The 19160-nt window shown below is 62.6% G+C and carries 17 protein-coding genes; all 17 read right to left on the reverse strand.

The window, feature by feature from the left end; translation table 11 throughout:
* Window positions 1-169: 169 nt before the first annotated feature.
* The 17 genes from IFT80_RS20425 to IFT80_RS20505 all read right to left on the reverse strand — a co-directional run bounded on the left by IFT80_RS20425 (window position 170) and on the right by IFT80_RS20505 (window position 18424).
* Window positions 170-334, reverse strand: a complete 165-nt coding sequence (locus tag IFT80_RS20425; RefSeq protein ID WP_122477093.1) for a hypothetical protein — start codon at window positions 332-334, stop codon at window positions 170-172.
* Window positions 335-458: 124 nt separating this feature from the next.
* Complete coding sequence (locus tag IFT80_RS20430; RefSeq protein ID WP_192138197.1) at window positions 459-1541, reverse strand: polysaccharide biosynthesis/export family protein; 1083 nt, start codon at window positions 1539-1541, stop codon at window positions 459-461.
* Between the two features lie 89 nt (window positions 1542-1630).
* The gene (locus IFT80_RS20435) at window positions 1631-2830 is read right to left on the reverse strand and encodes a glycosyltransferase family 4 protein (protein ID WP_122477096.1); all 1200 of its coding nucleotides are present in this window, start codon (window positions 2828-2830) and stop codon (window positions 1631-1633) included.
* The gene (locus IFT80_RS20440; RefSeq protein WP_122477098.1) at window positions 2808-3881 is read right to left on the reverse strand and encodes an acyltransferase family protein; all 1074 of its coding nucleotides are present in this window, start codon (window positions 3879-3881) and stop codon (window positions 2808-2810) included. Before IFT80_RS20440 ends, IFT80_RS20435 begins: the two co-directional genes overlap by 23 nt.
* Complete coding sequence (locus tag IFT80_RS20445) at window positions 3878-4990, reverse strand: glycosyltransferase family 4 protein (protein ID WP_192138198.1); 1113 nt, start codon at window positions 4988-4990, stop codon at window positions 3878-3880. The genes IFT80_RS20440 and IFT80_RS20445 overlap by 4 nt, the downstream gene beginning before the upstream one ends.
* 115 nt (window positions 4991-5105) lie before the next feature.
* Window positions 5106-6407, reverse strand: a complete 1302-nt coding sequence (locus IFT80_RS20450; RefSeq protein WP_192138199.1) for a hypothetical protein — start codon at window positions 6405-6407, stop codon at window positions 5106-5108.
* A gap of 8 nt (window positions 6408-6415) precedes the next feature.
* Entirely contained in the window at window positions 6416-7741 is a 1326-nt protein-coding gene (locus IFT80_RS20455; protein WP_192138200.1) for a hypothetical protein, read from the reverse strand.
* On the reverse strand, window positions 7710-8948 hold the full coding sequence (locus IFT80_RS20460; RefSeq protein ID WP_192138201.1) for a glycosyltransferase family 4 protein: 1239 nt from the start codon (window positions 8946-8948) through the stop codon (window positions 7710-7712). Before IFT80_RS20460 ends, IFT80_RS20455 begins: the two co-directional genes overlap by 32 nt.
* Window positions 8945-9949 carry a glycosyltransferase gene (locus IFT80_RS20465; protein ID WP_192138202.1) on the reverse strand — a complete coding sequence of 335 codons (1005 nt, stop codon included), beginning with the start codon at window positions 9947-9949 and terminating at the stop codon, window positions 8945-8947. Before IFT80_RS20465 ends, IFT80_RS20460 begins: the two co-directional genes overlap by 4 nt.
* Before the next feature lie 39 nt (window positions 9950-9988).
* Window positions 9989-10501, reverse strand: coding sequence for a transcription/translation regulatory transformer protein RfaH (rfaH, locus tag IFT80_RS20470; RefSeq protein WP_122714912.1), 513 nt, complete (start codon window positions 10499-10501; stop codon window positions 9989-9991).
* Window positions 10498-11283 carry a WbqC family protein gene (locus IFT80_RS20475; protein WP_192138203.1) on the reverse strand — a complete coding sequence of 262 codons (786 nt, stop codon included), beginning with the start codon at window positions 11281-11283 and terminating at the stop codon, window positions 10498-10500. Before IFT80_RS20475 ends, rfaH begins: the two co-directional genes overlap by 4 nt.
* Window positions 11284-11309: 26 nt before the next feature.
* Window positions 11310-13526, reverse strand: coding sequence for a polysaccharide biosynthesis tyrosine autokinase (locus IFT80_RS20480; protein WP_122477111.1), 2217 nt, complete (start codon window positions 13524-13526; stop codon window positions 11310-11312).
* The gene (locus tag IFT80_RS20485; RefSeq protein WP_185795345.1) at window positions 13523-13972 is read right to left on the reverse strand and encodes a low molecular weight protein-tyrosine-phosphatase; all 450 of its coding nucleotides are present in this window, start codon (window positions 13970-13972) and stop codon (window positions 13523-13525) included. Before IFT80_RS20485 ends, IFT80_RS20480 begins: the two co-directional genes overlap by 4 nt.
* A 7-nt stretch (window positions 13973-13979) precedes the next feature.
* Window positions 13980-14906 (reverse strand): glycosyltransferase family 2 protein, encoded by a 927-nt coding sequence (locus IFT80_RS20490; protein ID WP_192138204.1) that lies wholly within the window; start codon window positions 14904-14906, stop codon window positions 13980-13982.
* Window positions 14903-16435, reverse strand: coding sequence for a lipopolysaccharide biosynthesis protein (locus tag IFT80_RS20495; protein WP_192060074.1), 1533 nt, complete (start codon window positions 16433-16435; stop codon window positions 14903-14905). Before IFT80_RS20495 ends, IFT80_RS20490 begins: the two co-directional genes overlap by 4 nt.
* 46 nt (window positions 16436-16481) lie before the next feature.
* Complete coding sequence (locus IFT80_RS20500; protein WP_192138205.1) at window positions 16482-17597, reverse strand: DegT/DnrJ/EryC1/StrS family aminotransferase; 1116 nt, start codon at window positions 17595-17597, stop codon at window positions 16482-16484.
* Between the two features lie 56 nt (window positions 17598-17653).
* Entirely contained in the window at window positions 17654-18424 is a 771-nt protein-coding gene (locus IFT80_RS20505) for a hypothetical protein (RefSeq protein ID WP_122477118.1), read from the reverse strand.
* Window positions 18425-19160: the final 736 nt, after the last annotated feature.

Consider the following 19160-nt stretch of genomic DNA (forward strand, 5'->3'; position numbering starts at 1 on the left):
CGTAGCGGATTTGCGGGTAGGTGGGGGAGCCGTTCGCGCGGGGATTGCCCAGGCAAAACAGGCTTTTGCGCGGATTGCGGAGAAATTCGCATCTTGGCAAGCGATCTGGCGGTCACCGACGTGGGTCAGCGCCGCCAGAGGCCATCTTCAGCTCAGGTCGGCGCCTGGCTCAGGCCTTGTCGTCCTGCTCGTCCTGCTGCTCGTCATCGTGCTTGAGCGCCGGCTTCATGCCTGGCTGTGGCGCGTGTTCGGCGTTGGGTGCGATCTCTTCGCCGTTGTTCTTCTTTTCCTGCTGGACTTTCTTGTCGTGGGCAACGTTGCGTGGGTCAGTCATGGGAATTCCTGAAGTGGGCAGATGATGCGAAAGCCCATCGGCGCGAAACGCTTACGCTGAGCGCCTGGGCAAGACTTGGAGTCAAGCGCTTGCCAAAGCGTTCAGTGGCGCTTATGTGGTCAGATCACTGGCCCAGTGCATTACCGGTAGCAACCACCGAGGCCGACGGCAGCAACTGGCTGATGAAGCGGTTCCAGCGGGTGATGTCCGAAGGACCGACGAAGACCACGTCCGAGGCCTGCAGGTCGAACTGGCGGGCGAGCAGGAAGGCGGTCGGCTTCTTGGCATTGAGGTAGAACACCGTGGCCGGTTGCTTGGAGCGGTCCTGAGCGCCACGGATCACGTAGATGGCCTCGGCGTTGGCGGTTTCCTGGGACAGGCCACCGGCATTGCCCAGCGCTTCGAGCAGGGTGAAGGTGCTGGTGCCGTAAGTCATCACCTGGGGCGAATTGACTTCGCCGAGCACGTAGACCTTGTTCGCCCGGTTGTTGCCCAGGTGCAGCTGGTCGCCGTTCTTCAGGTAGATGCCGTTGAGCTTGGAGTCCTTGCGGTTCAGGGTGTCGATGTCCAGCAGGTACTCGTGCCCGTCGCGCTTGAGGATCAGCCCGGCCAGGTTGCCGCTGCCATCGTCGCCACCGGCGCGGCTGACCGCTTCGATCAGCGACAGCGGCACGTTGTTCAGAACCTGCGGGCCGGCGTTCTTGAACGAACCGGAAAACACCACGCGCTGGCTGGCGTAGTTCTGCACGTTGACGTCCACCTGGGTGTCGGTCAGGAAGCGCGACAGGGCGCGTTGCAGGTCATTGCGCAGTTCGCTGACCGTCTTGCCCTCGGCCTGGATGGAGTTGATGAACGGGTAGTACACGGTACCGTCGTTGCGCACGATCTGCGTGCCCTGGGCGCGTGGCTCCTGGTTGGTCGGCGAATTCAGCTCTACGTGGTCCCAGACCGTGATCTGCAGACCGTCGCCGGCGCCGATGCGGTAGTCGCCCGGCGTGTAGCCATACAGCGCTGCCGGTACCGGTTCGGGCCGGTACAGGCTCTGATGCTGCGCGACCGTCTGCGCGTTGATCGGCAGGACCGTTACCGGTCCGGTTGTGCCGATGTCGTCGGCGGCATCCTCGGGCGTCATGTGTTGCCCTGGGGAAAACACACATCCTTGCAGCAGCACGGCGAACAACGCGACTACGAATACAGTTCGTTTCATTGCAATCTTCCTTGGAGAATCAGACTTCTCGCACGGTATTTGGGAGGTTCAGAACAGCGGTGTGGCGGTACAACATGTTCCTGCGCGGCCTAGAGCTTCTGGGCCGCCGCGAGCAGCAGGCCGGTGTCGGCCAGGCCCAATACCGGGTTGCAGTCGAAGGCGTCACCCAGGCGTGCTTCGTTCCAGCGCTGCTCGACGAACTGGCGCATTTCCCGTTCGAAACGCTTTTCCGCGAACTGCAGGGCATTCTCGCGGCAGGTGCGCGCATTGAAGCGCGACGCCTGGCTTTCGAACGTTTCGATGGCGGCCGTCAAGGCAGCCACTGTCTGCTGGTAATAGAACACACCGGTGGGGTTGTCGTCGTTGAGCCCGCGTACGGTTTCGAGGGTGCCGCCACGGCCGAAGGCAATCACCGGCGTACCGCAGGCCTGGGCCTCGACCGGGCTGATGCCGAAATCCTCTTCGGCGGCAAAGACGAAGCCTCGGGCGTTCTGCATGTGCTCGCGCAATACCTCGAACGACTGATAGCCCATCAGCGTGACGTTGGGGCCGCACACGGCGCGGCACTTTTCCATTTCCGGGCCGTCGCCGATGACGATCAGGCGTTTGTCGGGCATGGCGCTGAACGCTTCCACCATCATTGGCACTTTCTTGTACGGCACCATGCGCTGGGCGGTCAGATAGAAATCCTGCTTCTCGGTCTGCAGGTTGAAACCGGTGGTGTCCACCGGTGGGTAGATCACCGTCGATGGACGGCGATAGGCCTTGTCGATGCGTCGACCAATGAACTGCGAGTTGCTGATGAACTCGTCGACACCGGCGGCGGTGCGTTGGTCCCACATGCGCATGTAGTGCAGGATCATCCGCGCCACCTTGCTCTTCAGGCCGGCCAACAGATTGGCTTCGCGCAGGTACTGGTGCTGCAGGTCCCAGGCATAGCGGATGGGCGAATGCACGTAGCTGATGTGCAACTGGTTGGGCCCGGTGAGCACACCCTTGGCCACCGCGTGGCTGCTCGACAGGATCAGGTCGTAGCCGGACAGGTCCAGTTGCTCGATCGCCATGGGCATCAGCGGCAGGTATTTCTGGTAGCGCGTGCGGGCCTTGGGCAGGCGCTGGATGAAGGTCGTGGTGGCGCGCTTGCCCCCCAGGTGCTTGCGGTCTTCGTCACTGAGAAAGTCGATGACCGAGAACAGGTCCGCGTCGGGCCAGATCTTGAGCATCGAAGCCAGCACCTTTTCGGCACCGGCATAGGTGACGAGCCAATCATGGACGATTGCTATTTTCATAGGGCACCTGCAGTTCGGGAATGAGGGGCGCGCTCGGACGAGCACGGGCGTTGAGTCGTTTGCTCAACTTGATGAAAGGCAGTTCGACGAAGCGATAGCTCACGTGCGCAGCCAACAACGACAGCGCGGTGGCAAGCAATGTCACCGACAACGAACGACCGGGAACGCCCAGCAGGTAACGGCACAACAGCTCCATGCTCGGATGCAGCAGGTACAGCGAGTAACTGATGGTGCCCAGCCACAGCAATAACGGTTGATGCAGGCGGATGCGCTGGGTCAGCAACATGAAGCTGCTGATGGCCAACAGATAGGTGAAGCAGTAGCGGAACCAGTACTCGCCATTGCCGGCATCGAAGCCGTAGGCGGCGAAGAAAGTCGGCGGCAGGGCCACGGCATAGGCCAGCAGCAGGCCCTTCACGCAGCGGCGCACCTGGGCATCGGCCTGGCCGAGCAGGCAGTCGCGCCAGATCGAACCGAACAGCATCAGCGACAGCCCCAACGGCAACGCCACCGGCAGCTTGCGTTCGAGCAGCATGCGCATCAGGCCCATGCCCACTGCGGCGGCCAGCAGGGCCAGCGAGCAGGCGGCGCGAAAGCCGGTGCTGCGCAGTCGGCCGATCAGCATCAGGCCCAGGCACAGGGCGTAGAACAGCCACTCGATGAACAGCGTCCAGTACAGCCCCATCACGTCTTCGACGCCCATGGCGGCCTGCAGCATGGTCAGGTTGGCGACCACCTGCTGCCAGCTCGGCAGGGTTTCGCCGGTCAGCGCCAGCATGCTGATGTACAGCGCCAGCGACAGCCAGTAGGCCGGGTACAGGCGCAGCACCCGCGAGACGATGAAGCGCCGTGCGCCGCCCGGCCCCGGTTGCAGGCTGAACGGAATCACCACGCCGCTGAGCAGGAAGAACCAGATGACGCCCAGCTTGCCGATGTCCAGCCAGAAGTACGGCAGCGCGCCGGGGCCCAGCAATGGCTGCCACAGGTGACAGACCACCACCAGCAAGGCGGCGATACCGCGCAGGGCATCCAGATATCCCAGGCGAGTCATGAGTGCTCCTTGCCGCTGGACGGCTGGTTCAGGGTGGCACCGCGTGGACGCCGTACCTGGACACTGTCGATGCGATCGCTGATCAGCCGTGCCGAAGCATCCCAGCTGAACCGCGCCACGTTCTGCAGACCCAGGGTGCGCAAATGCTGGCGAATGGTCAGGCTGTTCAACGCCAGGGCCATGGCCCGGCTGATGTGCTCGACATCCAGCGGGTCGAAGTACAAGGCACTGGACTGCAGCACCTCGGGGATCGAGGCGGCATTGGCCGCCAGCACCGGGCAGCCACAGGCCTGCGCTTCGAGTGGCGGAATGCCGAAGCCTTCATACAGCGAAGGAAACACGAAGGCCGCTGCGCCCTGGTACTGCTCGATCAACTCGGCGTCGCTCAAGCGCCCGAGAAAGCGCACCCGAGCATCGCGCTTGGCCAAGGCTTCCAGATCGGGGTCGGAGAACACTCCACCGCCGCCACCGACGATGCGCAACTGCACCTGGTCGAAACCCTTGAGCTGCAGGAACGCCTGGATCATGCGGCTGAAATTCTTGTGCGCGCTGGGCGAAGACACCGCCAACAGATAACGCGGGCCGCCGGCTTGCAGCGGTTCGCCGGGCTGAAACTCTTCACCCACGGCATTCGGCACCACGAGAATCTTCTGCGCCGCAAAGTTGTAGAACTCGCCGATCTCGCGCTTGGAAAACTGGCTGACCGTGATCAAGGTCTTCAAGCGCTTGAGCAGCAGGGGCGTCATCAGGCGATAGGCCGTGCGGAACTGCCAGGTGTAGCTTTGTGGGTGACGCACGTAGGTGATGTCGTGGTGCGTGGCGATCTGGTTGCCATAGAACAGCGGCGCCGTGGCGCACAGCGACAGCAGCAATGGATTGCCCTGGCTGCGCAGGTAGCGCGGCAGGTCGAGTTGTTCCCACAGGTGACCGGTACGAGTGCCCACGACCTGAGCATCCAGCAGCCGAGCGGTTTCGTGCATGCGCACGCCCGGCGGGGTGACGAACACCAGGTCGTCACGTTGACGCTTGAGCGCCAGGCAGGTCTGCTCGGCGAACCGTTGCACCCCGCGTAGCTCCTGGGTCAGAAAACGTGCATTGATGACAATCATCGGAACATCCTTGGCTCACGCGCTTGCTAGAGGTAGTGCCGCGTCCAACAGGCGCGGTCGATGGCGGCGCACGATGCGCTGCGGTTGAGGCCCACTGCCGCGGGCATCGCGTTTTCTACTGCGTGAACAACCAATTGGCCTTGCCCAGGCTGATGATCTTGGGAAACTCTGAGGCGGTTATCACGGTGGTGCAGTAGTGCTCACCGCAATCCCACGGGTTCTCGCTTTCGCGCATGCCCACGCCGGCCTGGCGGGTGTCGACCAGGCGCGCACCGCCCTTGAGCAATGCACTCGACTCGATCCTGACCTGCCGCGATTGGCCCACGGCCCAGATCACCAGCACCTGCTCGTCGCCCTTGGCGAAGCGCAACTGGTACAGGGAGTCGCTGATCACGCTGTGCCTGGGGTCGTAGCTGTATTGCGACAGGTACGGTGCAATGGCCTTGAGCGTGGTGTACGCCGGCTTGGGGTTGAGATCGTTGTCCAGCAGGCCGAAGTTGTGCTCGCGCTCCTTGGGGTCGCGCCCGTCGTTGTACAGGTCGTACCACCACATGCCCTGGATGGCCGGATGGATGCGGGCCAGAAAGAACCCGCGTGCCAGGTACGCCGCCTGGGTGGTTTCACTGACGCCGCACGGTTCGTCGGCGCTGGGCCAGCTCATTTCCGTGAGGTACAGCGGCACCGGGCGCCGGGCCAGGGTGTCGAGCCGAGTGGAAATGTCGCTGAGCCATTTGATCCAGCTTTCCGGCGTGTTGCCGCCGTGGTCCTTGCGGCAGTGCACGTACGGATGCAGCGACAAACCATCCAGATCATCCATGACCCCGGCCTCCACCAGGCGGTCGGCGAAACCTTCCTGCAAGCCCTGGGTAGTGACTGCACCGGCTATCAGGCGCACGTTCGGATCGTTGCTGCGCAACAGTTCGCTGGTCTCCTTGATCAGCGCGGCATAGTCGCGGCTGAAGGCGTCGCTGCTCGGGTCTTCCAGGTCCCATTCGTTCCAGATCTCGTAGAAGTCCACCTGGCCGCGCAAACGTCGGCTGACGAAGTTCACGTAGTTGGCGAAGGCATCGCGCACGAACGGGCTGCGTGGCTTGGCGTCGCGTTCATACCATTGGTTGCCGTAGCCCAGGATCAGCATGTTGCCGATCTGGCGGTCGCGCAGGGCCTGCAGATAACGCTGCCAGCCCAGTGGAAAGTTCAAACGCTTGGGCTCCAGCTCCACCGTGGACCAGAACAGGTCATCGCGTGCCGATACGATGCCGGCTTCCTTCATGAGCAAGGTCGGCCGTGCCACCGGCCCGGTCGAGTGGAGCAGGTGGGTACCCACACCCACGATGAAATTGTCGGCGGCCTTGGCATGCCCGTGGGTGAACAGCCCCAGCAGTATCCAAACCAAACGTTGCAGCAATCTGGGCATAGAGAGGTTCATGTCAGTTGGAGGCCATCGGGGTAATCATCACGGTTGCTGCGACGTCGTTCGGTAATCAGCCAATGGCTTGGCATGGCCTTGCGGCGCATGGCATGGGCCACGGCCATGCCCAGGAAAAGTCCGCAGACCGGCACTTCGAGCACATCGGTCGTCCAGCCCACTACCACCACGCACAGGGAAATGCTCAGCAGCCCGCGGCCCATCCAGCTGTTCTTGCTGCGCAGCGTCATCAGCAGCGGCAGCAGCAGCGCATACAGCACCGGGCCCATGAGGCCGAAACAGGCCCACAGGTACATGAACAGGCTGTCGGCGACGGCCGGGTACTTGACGTTGTCCACCGGGAACATGTTCACCGCACTGCCGACCATGCCGAAGCCGCCGCCGGTCCAGTTCCAGTCGCGGCGCAGCACTTCATCGGCCAGGCGCGGCCAGGTGTTGATCATGCGGTCGTACAGCGATACCAGGCTGCCTTCGGCGCCACTGGCGGCCAGGCTCGGGTCCAGCGGTGTCCACAAACCGATCAGCGGCAGCGCGGCGCCGACACCGACCAGCACCGCGAACAACACGCGGCAGAGCAGGCGCTGGTTGTACAGCGGCATCACCAGCAGGGTCACCAGGAACGCCGCGGCGGTCGACTTGTTGGTGGTCACCAGAATGGTCGCGAAGGCCAGCGCGAGCAGGCCCAGCATCAACACCTTGGAGCGCATGAAAGCGCTCAGGTACAGGGTGAAGATCGCGGTCAGCGTTGCCGCAGTGGTCGACATCCGGGCGAAGCCCGCAGGCCGGTCGACGCCGTCCGCTGCCCAGGTCATGTTGCCGGTCAGCTCCTGGTCGCCCAGGTTGTAGCTGTAGCCCTTCCACGGCACCGAGAACATGCTGTCCACGTACACACCGGTGATGGTCGCTGCCAGGCACAGGCCGACCGCCCAGCCCAGCAACACGCGGCGCTGCTCCAGATGCTCGCCGCAGACCAGGCCGAACAGCAGCGGGATGTACACGAAGATGCTGAACAGCGGGTTGGCCAACGCTGCGCCGTGCAGCAGGCCAAGGCCGGCCGACAGCACCAGCCCCAGCAGCATTATCCAAAACAGGCGGTGCGCCTTGAAGCTGGTCAGTTCCAACGCGAACAGCACCACACACAGCACTTTGGGCAAGTACAGCAGGGCCGAGATGCCGGCCTGGTCGAAGTAATAGCGCAAGGCGCCGGAAAACGTTTCGGCCAGCAGCAGGCCGATCGCGGTCCAGACCACCAGCGTCGACTTGTTCACCGCAAGTCGCGCTGCCGGCGCCTCAAAGTGACTGAGTGACAGGGCTGATTTCATGATGGACATTTCTTCTTTGCAGAACATCGAGGAACAGCTGTTGGTAACTGTCGAGCATCCGTTCCTGGTCGAGCAGATGCTCGACGCTGTCACGTGCCTGGGCGGCCAGGCGTTCGCGCAGTTCGGGGTCGCGGTACAACTGCAGCATCGCCAGGCCCAGGGTCTGCGGCTCTTCGGGGTTGCACAGCAGGCCGTTGACGCCGTCCTGGATGATCTCCGGCAAGCCGCCGCGGGCACTGGCGATCACCGGCACCGAGTGGGCGCAGGCTTCTACCGCCACCAGACCGAACGGCTCGTTCCAGATCGACGGCACGATGGCCACGTCGATCTGCCGATAGAAGGTTTCCGGCGACTGGTAGCCGACGAAGTGGATGTTCTCGCCGCCGGCCTCTTGCTTGAGCAATTGCTCGTAGTCCAGTTGCCCGCGCCCGGCGATCTGCAAGGTGGCATTGAAGGGCAACCGCTTGAACTGATCGATCAACCAGCGCAGGCCCTTGGGTTCGGACAGCGTGCCCAGGTAGCCGAAACGCAGCGGCTCGGCCTGATCCAGGCGGGCGAAACGCGACGGCGCGTGGTCGATTTTCGGGCTGGCGTTGTAGATTACCTGTTGCGAAGCATTGCGGAAGAAGCGTGCGTCGGTGAGCTTGCCCAGCAGGTGCTGGCTGACCCCAACCACCGCGTCGACCTGGGCCGAACGTTCGGCATGGCCCTGACGGAAATGCTTGCACAGGGTGCAGGGCGTCTTGCAGGCGGCGTTCTTCTTGAACATGTTGCTGCTCGGGCACATCAGGTACATGTCGTGCAGCACCTGCACCAGCGGCACGCCGGATGCGGAGATCTCATCCCACGCCGACACCGACCAGCCACTGAGGTTGTGGCACACCACCAGGTCGACTTTTTCGGCCGCCAGCACGTCGCGCAGGTAGGTGCGCATGCCCATGTTGTACTTGTCGCGCAGATGCCAGCCCAGCCGGGCCAGCGCGCCGGGGCGCTGTTCGCTGAAGTGCCAGTAGGTGTTGAGCAGCCCGGCGCGATAGACCTTCACGCCTTTCACGTATTCATGCTTGAGGCCCGCATCGGGACCGGTGCTCAGCACGCACACTTCGTGGCCACGCTGGTGCATGCCCTCGACCGTGCGCTGCAGGACGATTTCAGCACCGCCGCCGATGTGCGGCGAGTACAGGCTGCTCAGGAACAGTATCTTCATAGTGGGTAGGATTCGTGAATGCCCAGACGACCCGATTCCCCGTCACGCATGGCTTGCTGGAGCAAGCCCAGGCGTCGGTCCGAACCGCTCCTTTTTGCGAAATAGCGCAGCAACAGCAGAAACACCGAGCGATTGAGCCGGTACAGCAGGGTCGAGCCGGCCCACACGTGCTTGTCGAACCAGGCCTGGTTGCGCGCGGTGTAGTAGGCGCGCAGGTCCGAGTTGCCGAGCAGGAAACTCTCGAAGATGTTGTTGGTACGCGCCTTGGCGTTCCACGATTCTTCCAGGTCGTCGAGCAGCGCTTCGGTCACCAGAAAGATCTGCCCACCACTGGCAGTGATGCGCCAGGTGTACTCGGTGTCGTCGGCATACAGCAGCAGGTCTTCGAGCGGCAGGCCGATCTTCTGGAACACGCTGCGGTGTGCCAGCAGGCCGCCGTAGGTGGTGAATGGCAATTGCACCAGCGGCTTGCTGGTTGTCTTGCGCCCGGCGGGCTTGCCCCAGGGCGTACGGCGCCAGAGCTTGTAGGGCAACTGCGCGACATGAAAACCGAAGCAGCTGGAGCGCAGCTGGATCGCATAGCGATGCGGCACGCCGGAGGCGATGTCGGCCTGGTGGTTGGGGCGGAAGCCGATCACGGCCGCCTTGTCCACGCCCACGAGGCGCTCGCACTCGTGCAGCCGCTGGTGCAGGGTCTCGACCGCGCCCAGGGTGGGGGCATTGTCGTCGTCCATCAGCCAGAGGTATTCGGCGCCCAGTTGCAGCGCCGCTTCGATACCGACCTTGTAGCCATTGGCCGAACCGGTGTTGCTGGGCAACTCGATCACGGTGATCTGGGTTGGCCACTGCGTACGCAGCGAGTTCAGGTCGGCGCTCGATGCGTTGCTCACCACCACCACCCGTTCGATGTGTGCAGAGGCCAGCGAACGCTCGATCAGCGCTTCCAGGTAACACAAGCGATCGCCGTACGTCAGTGTCACCAGCGTGGTCTTGGCATTCATCGAACAGCTCTCCTAAAGCATCGTATGTCTGTGCGCCGCTCAGCAGGCGTGCGCGGTAAGCCGTTGCAGGCTGCTGCGGGGCAGGCTGATACGCTGTTCGCGTTGCAGCATGTTGAGCAGGATCACGGCGCGTTCATCGCCGTCCTCGCAGAGGAAAATGGCCTGTACGTCACTGTCGCCGTTGCGCACACGCACCGCTTCGCCTTCGGTGAAACGCACCGCGTTCGCCGAACTGGCCTGCGCGCGCTGGCGGATGCTGGCGATCAGACTGTCCGGCACCGGGCACGGCATGCCGCCGAAGGCAACGATGCGGCACACCCCACGGGTCGAGCGGATCGGGTACCAGTTGTCGTTGCAGTCCAGGCGAATGAACAGGTAGCCGGGGAACAAGTCCTCGTCGGCCACACGGCGGCTGCGGGTCAGCACCGGGGCGGCGCGCAACGGGCGAAAGCAGTCGTATTGCTGACGCAGCAGATGTTCTTCGGCACGGGCTTCCTGCCGCGGCTTGGTCTGGATCAGGTACCAGTTGGCGTTGCTGTCGAAGTCGTTCATGAGCGCATCTCGATGGCGTGGGCAGAAGGGCTGGTGACCACTTTGACGGTGTCCTGCGCAGCGCTCGGCTTGAGCGTGCTGTAGCAGGGCAGCCATTGGCGGATCCGTGATACCGGGTTGAACATCAGCACGTCGATGATCGACAGGTTGGCCACGAACGGGTCCTTAAACTGCGTGTAGCAAAGCTCGTCCATGCGGTGGAAACGCAGTTCCAGATCGTGACGAGCGAAGTATTCCTCGTCGTACAGGGCCGTGCCGCCGATGGGGTTGAGGTAGCGCTGCGCATCGAAGTGCCGCGCCAGCTTGACCACACGGTCCTGTTTGTCCTCGACCTGGCGCTCGTCCACCGGCAGGGTGGAGGCGACATGGATCGGCGTCTCGATCTGCAGGTACTCGCAGACCTTGCGCAGCGAGTACTCCAGGTACAGCGCCAGGTTGCGTTCCGGGTAGGTCAGCAGCGGCTTGAGCAACGCCAGCACCTCGTCGCGGTAAGGCGCGCGGGAGTAGCTCATGGCGATGCTCTTGAGCAGCTTGTCCAGCACCTGCGGAGCGTTGTCACTGAGCTCGCGCTGATTGATCGCCAGGTCCGAATGGTCCTTCTTCAACGGCAAGGTGAACAGCGTTGCAGCGCCCGAGCTGAGCAGCCGATTGCGGTTGACCCAACCGGGGTGTACGTACTGCAGGCTGTCGCCGAGCACAAAGGCATCGGCGCCGGCGATCAGCTGGAAATAGCCGAAATAGGGAAACCAGTAAGGCTGCATCATTGCTACGGTTCTGGACATCGTGAGACTCCTGCCTTGCTAGGCGATTACTTCTTGCTCGGCGAATAGTCGTAGCCGTAGGCGGCGCAGTCGTACTCGGCGGTGGACGCCTTGCGGATCACGCCGTTGAATATCGCGCCCTTGACCAGCACGCCGTTCTGCGCGAGGCGCCGCTTGCTGACCTCGATTTCCTTGACCGAGCTTTGGCCAAAGCGGGCCACCAGCAAGGTGGTCCCGGCCTGGCGGCCGATCAGGCTGGCATCGGTCACGGCGATCACCGGCGGGGTGTCGATGATCACCAGGTCGTAATGCGGCGACAGCTCGCGCAGCAGCTTGCTGAAGTTGTCATGCATCAACAGTTCGGAAGGGTTGGGTGCAGCGAAACCGCAGGCGATCAGGTGCAGGTTGTCCACTTCGGTGGCGTTGATCACCTCGGTGTTGCCCAGGCGTGCAGCCAGGGCATCGGACAGGCCGTGCTTGGGTTGCAGGCCGAACACGCGGTGCAGGTAGCCCTTGCGCATGTCGCCGTCGATCAGCAATACGCGCTTGCCGGCTTGGGCAATGATCACCGCCAGGTTGGCGCTGACGAACGACTTGCCCACGCCCGGCATGGGGCTGGTGATCATCAGCACGTTGTTGCGCGCTTCCATCATCGCGAAGTGCAGGCTGGTGCGCAGGCTGCGCAGCGACTCGATGGCCAGCTCGCTGGGTGCGGCCACGCTGAGCAGACGCGATTCGCGATTGGTCACGCCCTTGTCGCGTTTTTTCTGCAGGCGTTCCTGCTGGCGCGACAGCGGCAGCGAGGCGTACACCGGCATGCCCAGGTTCTCGATCACTTCCGGGTTTTCCACGCCGCGGTAGAACGCCTGGCGGATGAAGATGATCGCCACGGCGACCAGGGCACCCAGCAGCATCGCCACCAGCACGATGACGGCGCGCATGGGCTTGACCGGTTCTTCGATGTTGCTGTCGGCCTTGTCGATGATCCGTACGTTACCGATGTTGCCGGCGCGGATGATGTCCTGCTCCTGGCTCTTGTTCAGTACCAGGGTGTAGGTCTGGGTGGTGACCTGCATGTCACGGGTCAGGCGCAGCAGCTCCTGCTGGGTCTCGGGCAAGCCCTTGATCTGTGCCTGCAGCGAAGTCTTCTGCGACTCGATCTGGCTGATCTGCTGGCTCAGTGCGGCCGAGGCAGGGTGCTGACGGGTATACAGGCGATCAAGGTCGGTGCGCTTGAGGCGCAGCTCGGACAGTTGCGCATCGTAGGCAACCATCTGGTCGAGCAGTGCCTTGGTCTCCAGGGTGATGTCCACCGACTTGGTGCGCATCTGGAAGGCGTGCAGGGCTTCTTCGGATTTTTCCAGTTCCTTGCGCACCACCGGCAATTGCGAGCGCAGGAAGTCCAGGCGCTGGGCCGCTTCGGCCGAACTGCGTTCCACGTTCTGGCGTACGTACAGGCGGCTCACTTCATCCAGCACGCGGTTGGCCTGTACCGGGTCGGTGTCGTTGATGCTCAGGTAGACGATGCCCGAGTCCTTGCCCGATTCGGCCACGCGCAGACGCTGCTGGTAGTCCAGCGAAGTGTTGAGCAGGCGATTCTTCACCAGGCGGAATTCGGTGCCGGGGCGGGCGGTCAGTTCAGCCAATTGCAGGGTGATGCCGTTGCCCTGGCTGATCTCGCCGACACGACCGCTGAGCAGCGGCGCACCAGCGGCGTCTACCAGTCGATAAGTCGCATTGGGCCCGGCGACCAATGTCATGCGCTCGCCCAGCAGGTTGGCCGGCACGTCCAGGTTGAACACGTCGATCTTCTCGCCGCCCCAGGCGAACGCATCCAGACCGAACAGCGGAGCGGCCAGTTTCTGGCTGCCGGTGGGGGTGAATTCACGGGCCATGTAGCGGCCGATCGCCGGGAAGTAGCGCGGCGTGGCGACCACGTCCAGCTTGAGGTCGCTGACCACCTGGCCGAGCACGGTGCGCGACTTGATCAGTTCGATCTCGGTCACCGCTTCCGATACCGAAGCCGGCTTGGTATTGAGCTGCGGGGTGGCATCCAGACCGACCTTTTTCGGCTCGATCTGGATCATGGCGTTGGCCTGGTACACCGGCGTGGCGATCACGGCGTAGAAACCGCCGAGCAGGGTGAACAGGGCCACCACCACGACAATCAGTTTCTTGTGATCGAACAAGGTCCGTAGAATCGTCGCGAGATCGATCTGGGTGTCCTTGTAATACTCCAGGTTTGTACGGTTCATCGCGGTCATCTTTGTCGATCCTCAGATCTCAGGTAGGGCAACCAGCCTTCGATACACCGAGTCAATTCGGTGTAGGTCCGTTGAAAGGCGGCAATGGGGCGGCGATAGGGATCGTCGATTTCGAAGTCGTCGCGCCACTTGCCGATCAGGAACGTCTTGCCTCGCGTGTGCGGGGCCTTGCTGGTGATGCTGCGCAACTGGCGCTGGTCCATGACCAGAATCAGATCGGCCCAGCGCACCAGCTCGTCGGTGAGCTGGGTGGCAGCGTGCGCCGGCTGTGGCACCTGGTTATCGGCCAATACCTGCGCGGTGAGACTGTCCATGTCGTTGCCCACGCATGCGGCCAATCCGGCCGACTCGACCTGCAGGTGCGGCGCGTGCTTGCGCAACAACGCCACTGCCATGGGGCTGCGGCAGATGTTGCCGATGCAGATCACCAGAACCTTGTTGATCATGTCGTCCTCAGCCCCTCGCCGCAGCGGGCGTCAGGCGTCGCAGCAGGTTGCGGCTGACGTTGCCCGACACGTGCAGTACGGCCTTGAGCTTCTGCACCGGTCTGATAGCGGCGATGCACATGCCCGACACCTGGACCAGAAAGTGCTCGTAGAGCACCCGGTCGCCCTGACGGAAGTAGTAGTTGGCCAGGCACGCATAGGTGTGCAGGGTCATCTGCAATTTGCTCTGGTTCGGGCGCTGGGAAAAGATCCCACCAGGGTGCAGGCGGTAGCGCGCCGGTGCGATGTCGGCCAGGTACTTGCCCTTGCCGTGGGCACCGAGCATCGACCACCAGCACAGGTCCAGCACGGGTGCCTGTTCCAGCTCCCGGGGCAGCTCGTGCAGCACGTTGCGAAAGCAGGTGGTGAGCGTCGAGATCGGCCGGGTCTTGAGCAGGTCCATGGCGGTGGCATCGGCCTGGTACTTGCCGGTCAGCTGGATCCCCTTGTCACCCTCGCTGTCGAAGGCCATGGCGTCGTGGTAGGTCATCACGTAGTCGCGGTTGGCTTCGAGGAAATTCACCTGCTTCTGCAGCTTGAGCGGATCGATCCAGTAGTCGTCGCCCTCGCAGTAGGCGATGTACTTGCCCTGCGCCCGGTTGAACAGGGCCGGGAAGCACCAGCGGCCCAGTTGGTACTGGTTGTGCTCGTGGAACACCGGCTTGATGATGTTCGGGTACTGCTCGGCGTAGCGGCTGATCACCTGCGTGGTGCCATCGGTGGAAGCGTCGTCGTTGATCAGAATCTCGAAGGCGAACGTGGTGCGTTGCGCCAGGAAACTGTTCAAGGTCTGCTCGATGTACTCGACCTGGTTGTAGGCCGGGCACGTGATCGACAGCAGCGGTTCCTGGCCCTCGGGCCAGGTGTGCATGATCTGTTGTTCGGTCCGGTTCATCGTTCGACGCTCGCTCTGCTCAACTTCAGGAAAACCCGCTGGGCCAGTGGTTTGTAGGTGGCTGCCACCAGGGTCAGCGTCAACACGCCGCACAAGGCCAGGGCAGCGAAGATCACCAAGCGGTTGTTGGACCCGCCGGCAATTGCCGTGAACAGCGGATGGGTCAGCAGCACGCCGAGCACGGTGCTCAGGCTGATGCGCAGGATGTCGTGCAGCCAGGGCCGGTGCAGGCCAGGGGCCAGGCGCCGATGCACCACTTGCGGCCACAGTGCGAACGACACCAGGCGCAGCAGGAACCAGGTCACGGCCGCGCCCAGGGCGCCCCAGCCGTACACCGCGATGATCATCGCCGGCACACTGATCGCGGCCGAAATCACGCTGTACCAGATGTGCAGGCGCATTTCGCCGTAGGCGTATTGCAGGTGGTACTGGAATGCGCTGACCGCCAGGATGGCGCTGCCCAGGGCGTACCAGAACAGGATCGGTGCGCCCCACTGGGCAGCCTGCGTGTCGCCGCTCCAGGCGAACAGCAAGGGTTCGGCATAGAACGCGATGATCGCCGCCAGGGGAAACAGAAAGGTGCTGACGAAGCGGCTGGCACCCAGGTACAGGGCATGCATGTCGCTTTCACGGCCTTCGGCGACCTGTACCGTCATGCGTGGCAGCAGGGTCTGCACCAGCGGGTTGATCATCATCATGATGCCGGTGGTCAGCAACGCGACCAGCGAAAAATACCCGTATTCGGCCAGCGGCAGTACCTTGGACAACAGCACCTTGTCCAGCTGGGTCAGAACGATCCACACCACCGCGGTCAGCGACACACTGGCAGCGAACGGCAGGATCGGTTTCACCAGCGCCCAGTTGAAGCCGCTCAAAGGGGTCGGTGCGGGCAGATGGCGGTAGGCCTTGGCGGCGAAGATCAACGTCTCCACCAGCGCCACGAACAGTTGGAATTCGAAGAACACCTGCGCATCCTGCGACACCCAGGTCACCAGCACCAGGCCGCCGAAGTAGCGCAGGGTGGCGATCACCACATTGGCGTTGTTCAACCAGGCGTGCATCTCCAGGCCTTGCAGGCCGCTCTTGTACAGGGTGGCGAACAGGCGCAGGCCCACCATCACGCCCATCAGGATCACGCAGTTGACGATGGTGCGCGGGTCCAGGGCCTGGGCCTGCAGCCAGTGCGTGGCCATCCAGTCGCTGGCCAGGTAGACGGCCAGCGCGCACACCACGGCCATGGGCAGGAACACCAGCTCGAAGGAGCGCATCAACCAGCCGCCGATGCGCTTAGCCGCAGCGCTGTCGCTGCTGCCCTGGTGATGCGCGATCTGGCGCACCAGCGACGGCGAGACGCCGGCGTCGAGCAGCAGCAGCCAGGCCTGCATCACCGCGTAGAAACCAATCAGGCCGTACGCCTCGGCGCCCAGATGGCTGAGGTAGAACGGCATGATCAAGATGCCGATCACCAGCGCATAGGCCTGGCCCAGGTAGCTGAGGGCGGTGTTGTGGATGACCGAAAGCTTCTTCATCGACGATTGCCCTGGTTGCACGCTTTCAGGCTTTGGTTACGACGGTTCATACGGCGGCGGCCCATGCAACGGGTTGTGGATAATGCAGCTCGTGGCCGCGCAGCAGGGTATCGATGACCTGATCCTGAGTGGCGCGTGCCAGCCCAGGGTAGATGGGCAGGCACAGCACACGGTCGCTCAAGCTGCGCGACTGGTACTGGACCGCTTGCGGTTGCAGATAGTCCAGGGTATCGAGCGAGGGGTAAAAATAACGTCGTGGGTTGATACCGTCGGCCTGCAGCGCGGTGCGCATGGCCAGCACCTGGGCTTCGTTCTGCAACGCCACCGGAAAGTAGCTGTAGTTGATCTGGCTGTCGTCGGCCTGAAGTTGCAGGTCCAGGTAGCCACCCAGGCGCTGGGTGTAGTAATGACCCATCTCGGCGCGGCGCTCGAGGATGTTGTCGATGTCGTCGAGCACGCTCAGGCCCATGGCGGCGCAGAACTCGTTGAGCTTGGCGTTGGTGCCCAGGCCTTCGATCTTGTCGACGTCGGTGATGCCGAAGTTGCACAGCTTGCGCACACGGGCAGCCACATCGTCGTCGTTGGTGACGATTGCGCCACCCTCGATGGTGTGGAACAGCTTGGTCGCATGAAAGCTCAAGGTGCTGGCATCGCCCCAGTTGAATACCGATTGGCCGGCCTGTTTCACGGCGAAAGCGTGCGCGCCGTCGTACACCACCTTGAGGCGGTACTGGCGGGCAATCGCTTCGATGCGTTCCACCGCGCAAGGGTTGCCGAACACGTGGGTGGCAACGATGGCGCTGGTGTCCGGCTGCAGGCTGGCTGGAATCTGCTCGGGGTCGATGTTCCAGGTGTGCGGGTCGATGTCGGCGAATACCGGGCGAATGCCTTCCCAGTGCAGCGAGCTGCTGGTAGCCACGAAGCTGAACGGCGTGGTCACGGCGCTGCCGGACAGGCCCAGGGCGCGGTAGGCGACTTGCAGTGCCAGAGTGCCGTTGTTGGTCAGGATCAGGTGGCGCACGCCCAGGTAATCCTTCAGGCGCTCCTCCAGCTCGCAGCACAGCGGACCGTGGTTGGTCAGCCAGTGGGACTCGTAGATACGGTCCACATAGGCCTTGAACTTGTCGATGTCGCCCAGATAGGACTTGGTTACATTGATCATTTGCTGCTCCCTGGCTGCTCGCCATTCCCCGAAGTGTCCAACACGGTGTTGTCCGCTCAGGACGCCTGACTTTTGCTGCGAGCGACTGCGCGGCGAGCGCGGTGCTGGTTGAGCCGCAGAATCATCCGCGTGGTCAGACTGCCGGCATGCGGATCGCCATAGTGGAACAGCGCGGTGGCACGACGGTGCGCCGGATCGCATGGCTGGTTGGCATGCAGCGAGCGATAGCCCCAGAAGAAATACACATTGCCAGGCTTCATGCGCAGCAATAGCGGCTTGAGCCAGCCACGCTCGATGCACCAGCCCATCAGGCGGCGGCACAGCGGGTTCTGATACACGACCTTCTCGACTGCGTTGAACAGCACGCTGCCACGCACGCGGCGCAGGTTGGGAAACAGCACCAGATCGCCGCGGTCCTTGCCTTGGTCTGGAATGAAGATCGGCACCAACATGGTCAGCAGAGTGGCATCGAAGTGAAACGCGTTGGATTCTTTCAAGCCACTGTGGCCCTGCACGCAACGCAGCACCGGGAACACCTGGTCGCTGGGGGCGGCATGGCCCTGGCCCTGCTCGTGCAGGCGCGCCAGGTGCTGGCGGAATTCGCTCGACACCGCCGTGGCAGCCAATCGGCTGCCCACGAGTGGCGCATTGCCATGATACGCGAAATATTGGTTGTTATGGCGCGCAGCCTGGTCATCCACATAGGCACGAAGTTCTTCCAGCACGTAGGGCGCCAAAGCGTTTTCCAGTACGGCATAGCCCTGTTCGTTCATATCGGCCGCCAGGCGGCGCGACGTGCTTTCATCCAGGTTGAACAAATGTGGCATGAGGAAGAACCCTCCTTGGACACGCGATTGATTGAACGCCATAACTAACGTTCTATATGTTTGGGCAAAGCTACCGCCCGGTTCGTACTCGACGATCCCTTGAACTTGCGACTTCCAACTTCGTTTGCACGCAACGACCGCGTACTGCAATGAGCCTGGCTGACTGCACACGCCAGAACACACAGCGCGGACCGGTATTCAAAGTCAGCGACTGCAAGGCAATACGGGGTAGTGGGTCGAATGTGCGTGGCGCTCTTTGGCACCACTGCAACTGCTGTGTTGGCGGCAGATGGGTGATATATCGGCTTTGGCAGGGGGACTGTCAATCGCTTTCGTCAAAAATAGTGCACTGGCTAGGATGGCCGCGTTGAAATACACTAAGCATATGATTTATATCAGAATTTATTTCTGGCGCTGGCATATTGCTGCTTAATTGTGGGTTTCTGACGTTTTCCTCCCGCCAATCCGCTGCACGGCTCGCAAACCCGCACAGCGTCTGGGCTCAGCCGTTCCGCAAGCGTGGCCGAACCTCGAAATCCCTTCAGAAGCCGACTATTTAACGTCGTCAAAAAAAAACCACCATGGAGATAGGAACACCCCTATGATGGTTTATTGACATCACTGGCCAAGCGCCATTTCTCCTACACAGACCACCAGATCTCCATAGGAGCGGCCAGTGGCCGCGAAAAAAACGCCGCGGTGTATCAGGTACGCTTCACTATGCCTTTCGCGGCCA

Source organism: Pseudomonas sp. CFBP 8771, from assembly GCF_014841695.1.
Classification (GTDB): domain Bacteria; phylum Pseudomonadota; class Gammaproteobacteria; order Pseudomonadales; family Pseudomonadaceae; genus Aquipseudomonas; species Aquipseudomonas baltica.

Excerpts from the sequence above, each read along its gene's own strand:
- IFT80_RS20425 (WP_122477093.1), bottom strand. The coding sequence starts at position 334 with ATGACTGACCCACGCAACGTTGCCCACGACAAGAAAGTCCAGCAGGAA.
- IFT80_RS20430 (WP_192138197.1), bottom strand. The coding sequence starts at position 1,541 with ATGAAACGAACTGTATTCGTAGTCGCGTTGTTCGCCGTGCTGCTGCAA.
- IFT80_RS20435 (WP_122477096.1), bottom strand. The coding sequence starts at position 2,830 with ATGAAAATAGCAATCGTCCATGATTGGCTCGTCACCTATGCCGGTGCC.
- IFT80_RS20440 (WP_122477098.1), bottom strand. The coding sequence starts at position 3,881 with ATGACTCGCCTGGGATATCTGGATGCCCTGCGCGGTATCGCCGCCTTG.
- IFT80_RS20445 (WP_192138198.1), bottom strand. The coding sequence starts at position 4,990 with ATGATTGTCATCAATGCACGTTTTCTGACCCAGGAGCTACGCGGGGTG.
- IFT80_RS20450 (WP_192138199.1), bottom strand. The coding sequence starts at position 6,407 with ATGCCCAGATTGCTGCAACGTTTGGTTTGGATACTGCTGGGGCTGTTC.
- IFT80_RS20455 (WP_192138200.1), bottom strand. The coding sequence starts at position 7,741 with ATGAAATCAGCCCTGTCACTCAGTCACTTTGAGGCGCCGGCAGCGCGA.
- IFT80_RS20460 (WP_192138201.1), bottom strand. The coding sequence starts at position 8,948 with ATGAAGATACTGTTCCTGAGCAGCCTGTACTCGCCGCACATCGGCGGC.
- IFT80_RS20465 (WP_192138202.1), bottom strand. The coding sequence starts at position 9,949 with ATGAATGCCAAGACCACGCTGGTGACACTGACGTACGGCGATCGCTTG.
- rfaH (WP_122714912.1), bottom strand. The coding sequence starts at position 10,501 with ATGAACGACTTCGACAGCAACGCCAACTGGTACCTGATCCAGACCAAG.
- IFT80_RS20475 (WP_192138203.1), bottom strand. The coding sequence starts at position 11,283 with ATGTCCAGAACCGTAGCAATGATGCAGCCTTACTGGTTTCCCTATTTC.
- IFT80_RS20480 (WP_122477111.1), bottom strand. The coding sequence starts at position 13,526 with ATGACCGCGATGAACCGTACAAACCTGGAGTATTACAAGGACACCCAG.
- IFT80_RS20485 (WP_185795345.1), bottom strand. The coding sequence starts at position 13,972 with ATGATCAACAAGGTTCTGGTGATCTGCATCGGCAACATCTGCCGCAGC.
- IFT80_RS20490 (WP_192138204.1), bottom strand. The coding sequence starts at position 14,906 with ATGAACCGGACCGAACAACAGATCATGCACACCTGGCCCGAGGGCCAG.
- IFT80_RS20495 (WP_192060074.1), bottom strand. The coding sequence starts at position 16,435 with ATGAAGAAGCTTTCGGTCATCCACAACACCGCCCTCAGCTACCTGGGC.
- IFT80_RS20500 (WP_192138205.1), bottom strand. The coding sequence starts at position 17,597 with ATGATCAATGTAACCAAGTCCTATCTGGGCGACATCGACAAGTTCAAG.
- IFT80_RS20505 (WP_122477118.1), bottom strand. The coding sequence starts at position 18,424 with ATGCCACATTTGTTCAACCTGGATGAAAGCACGTCGCGCCGCCTGGCG.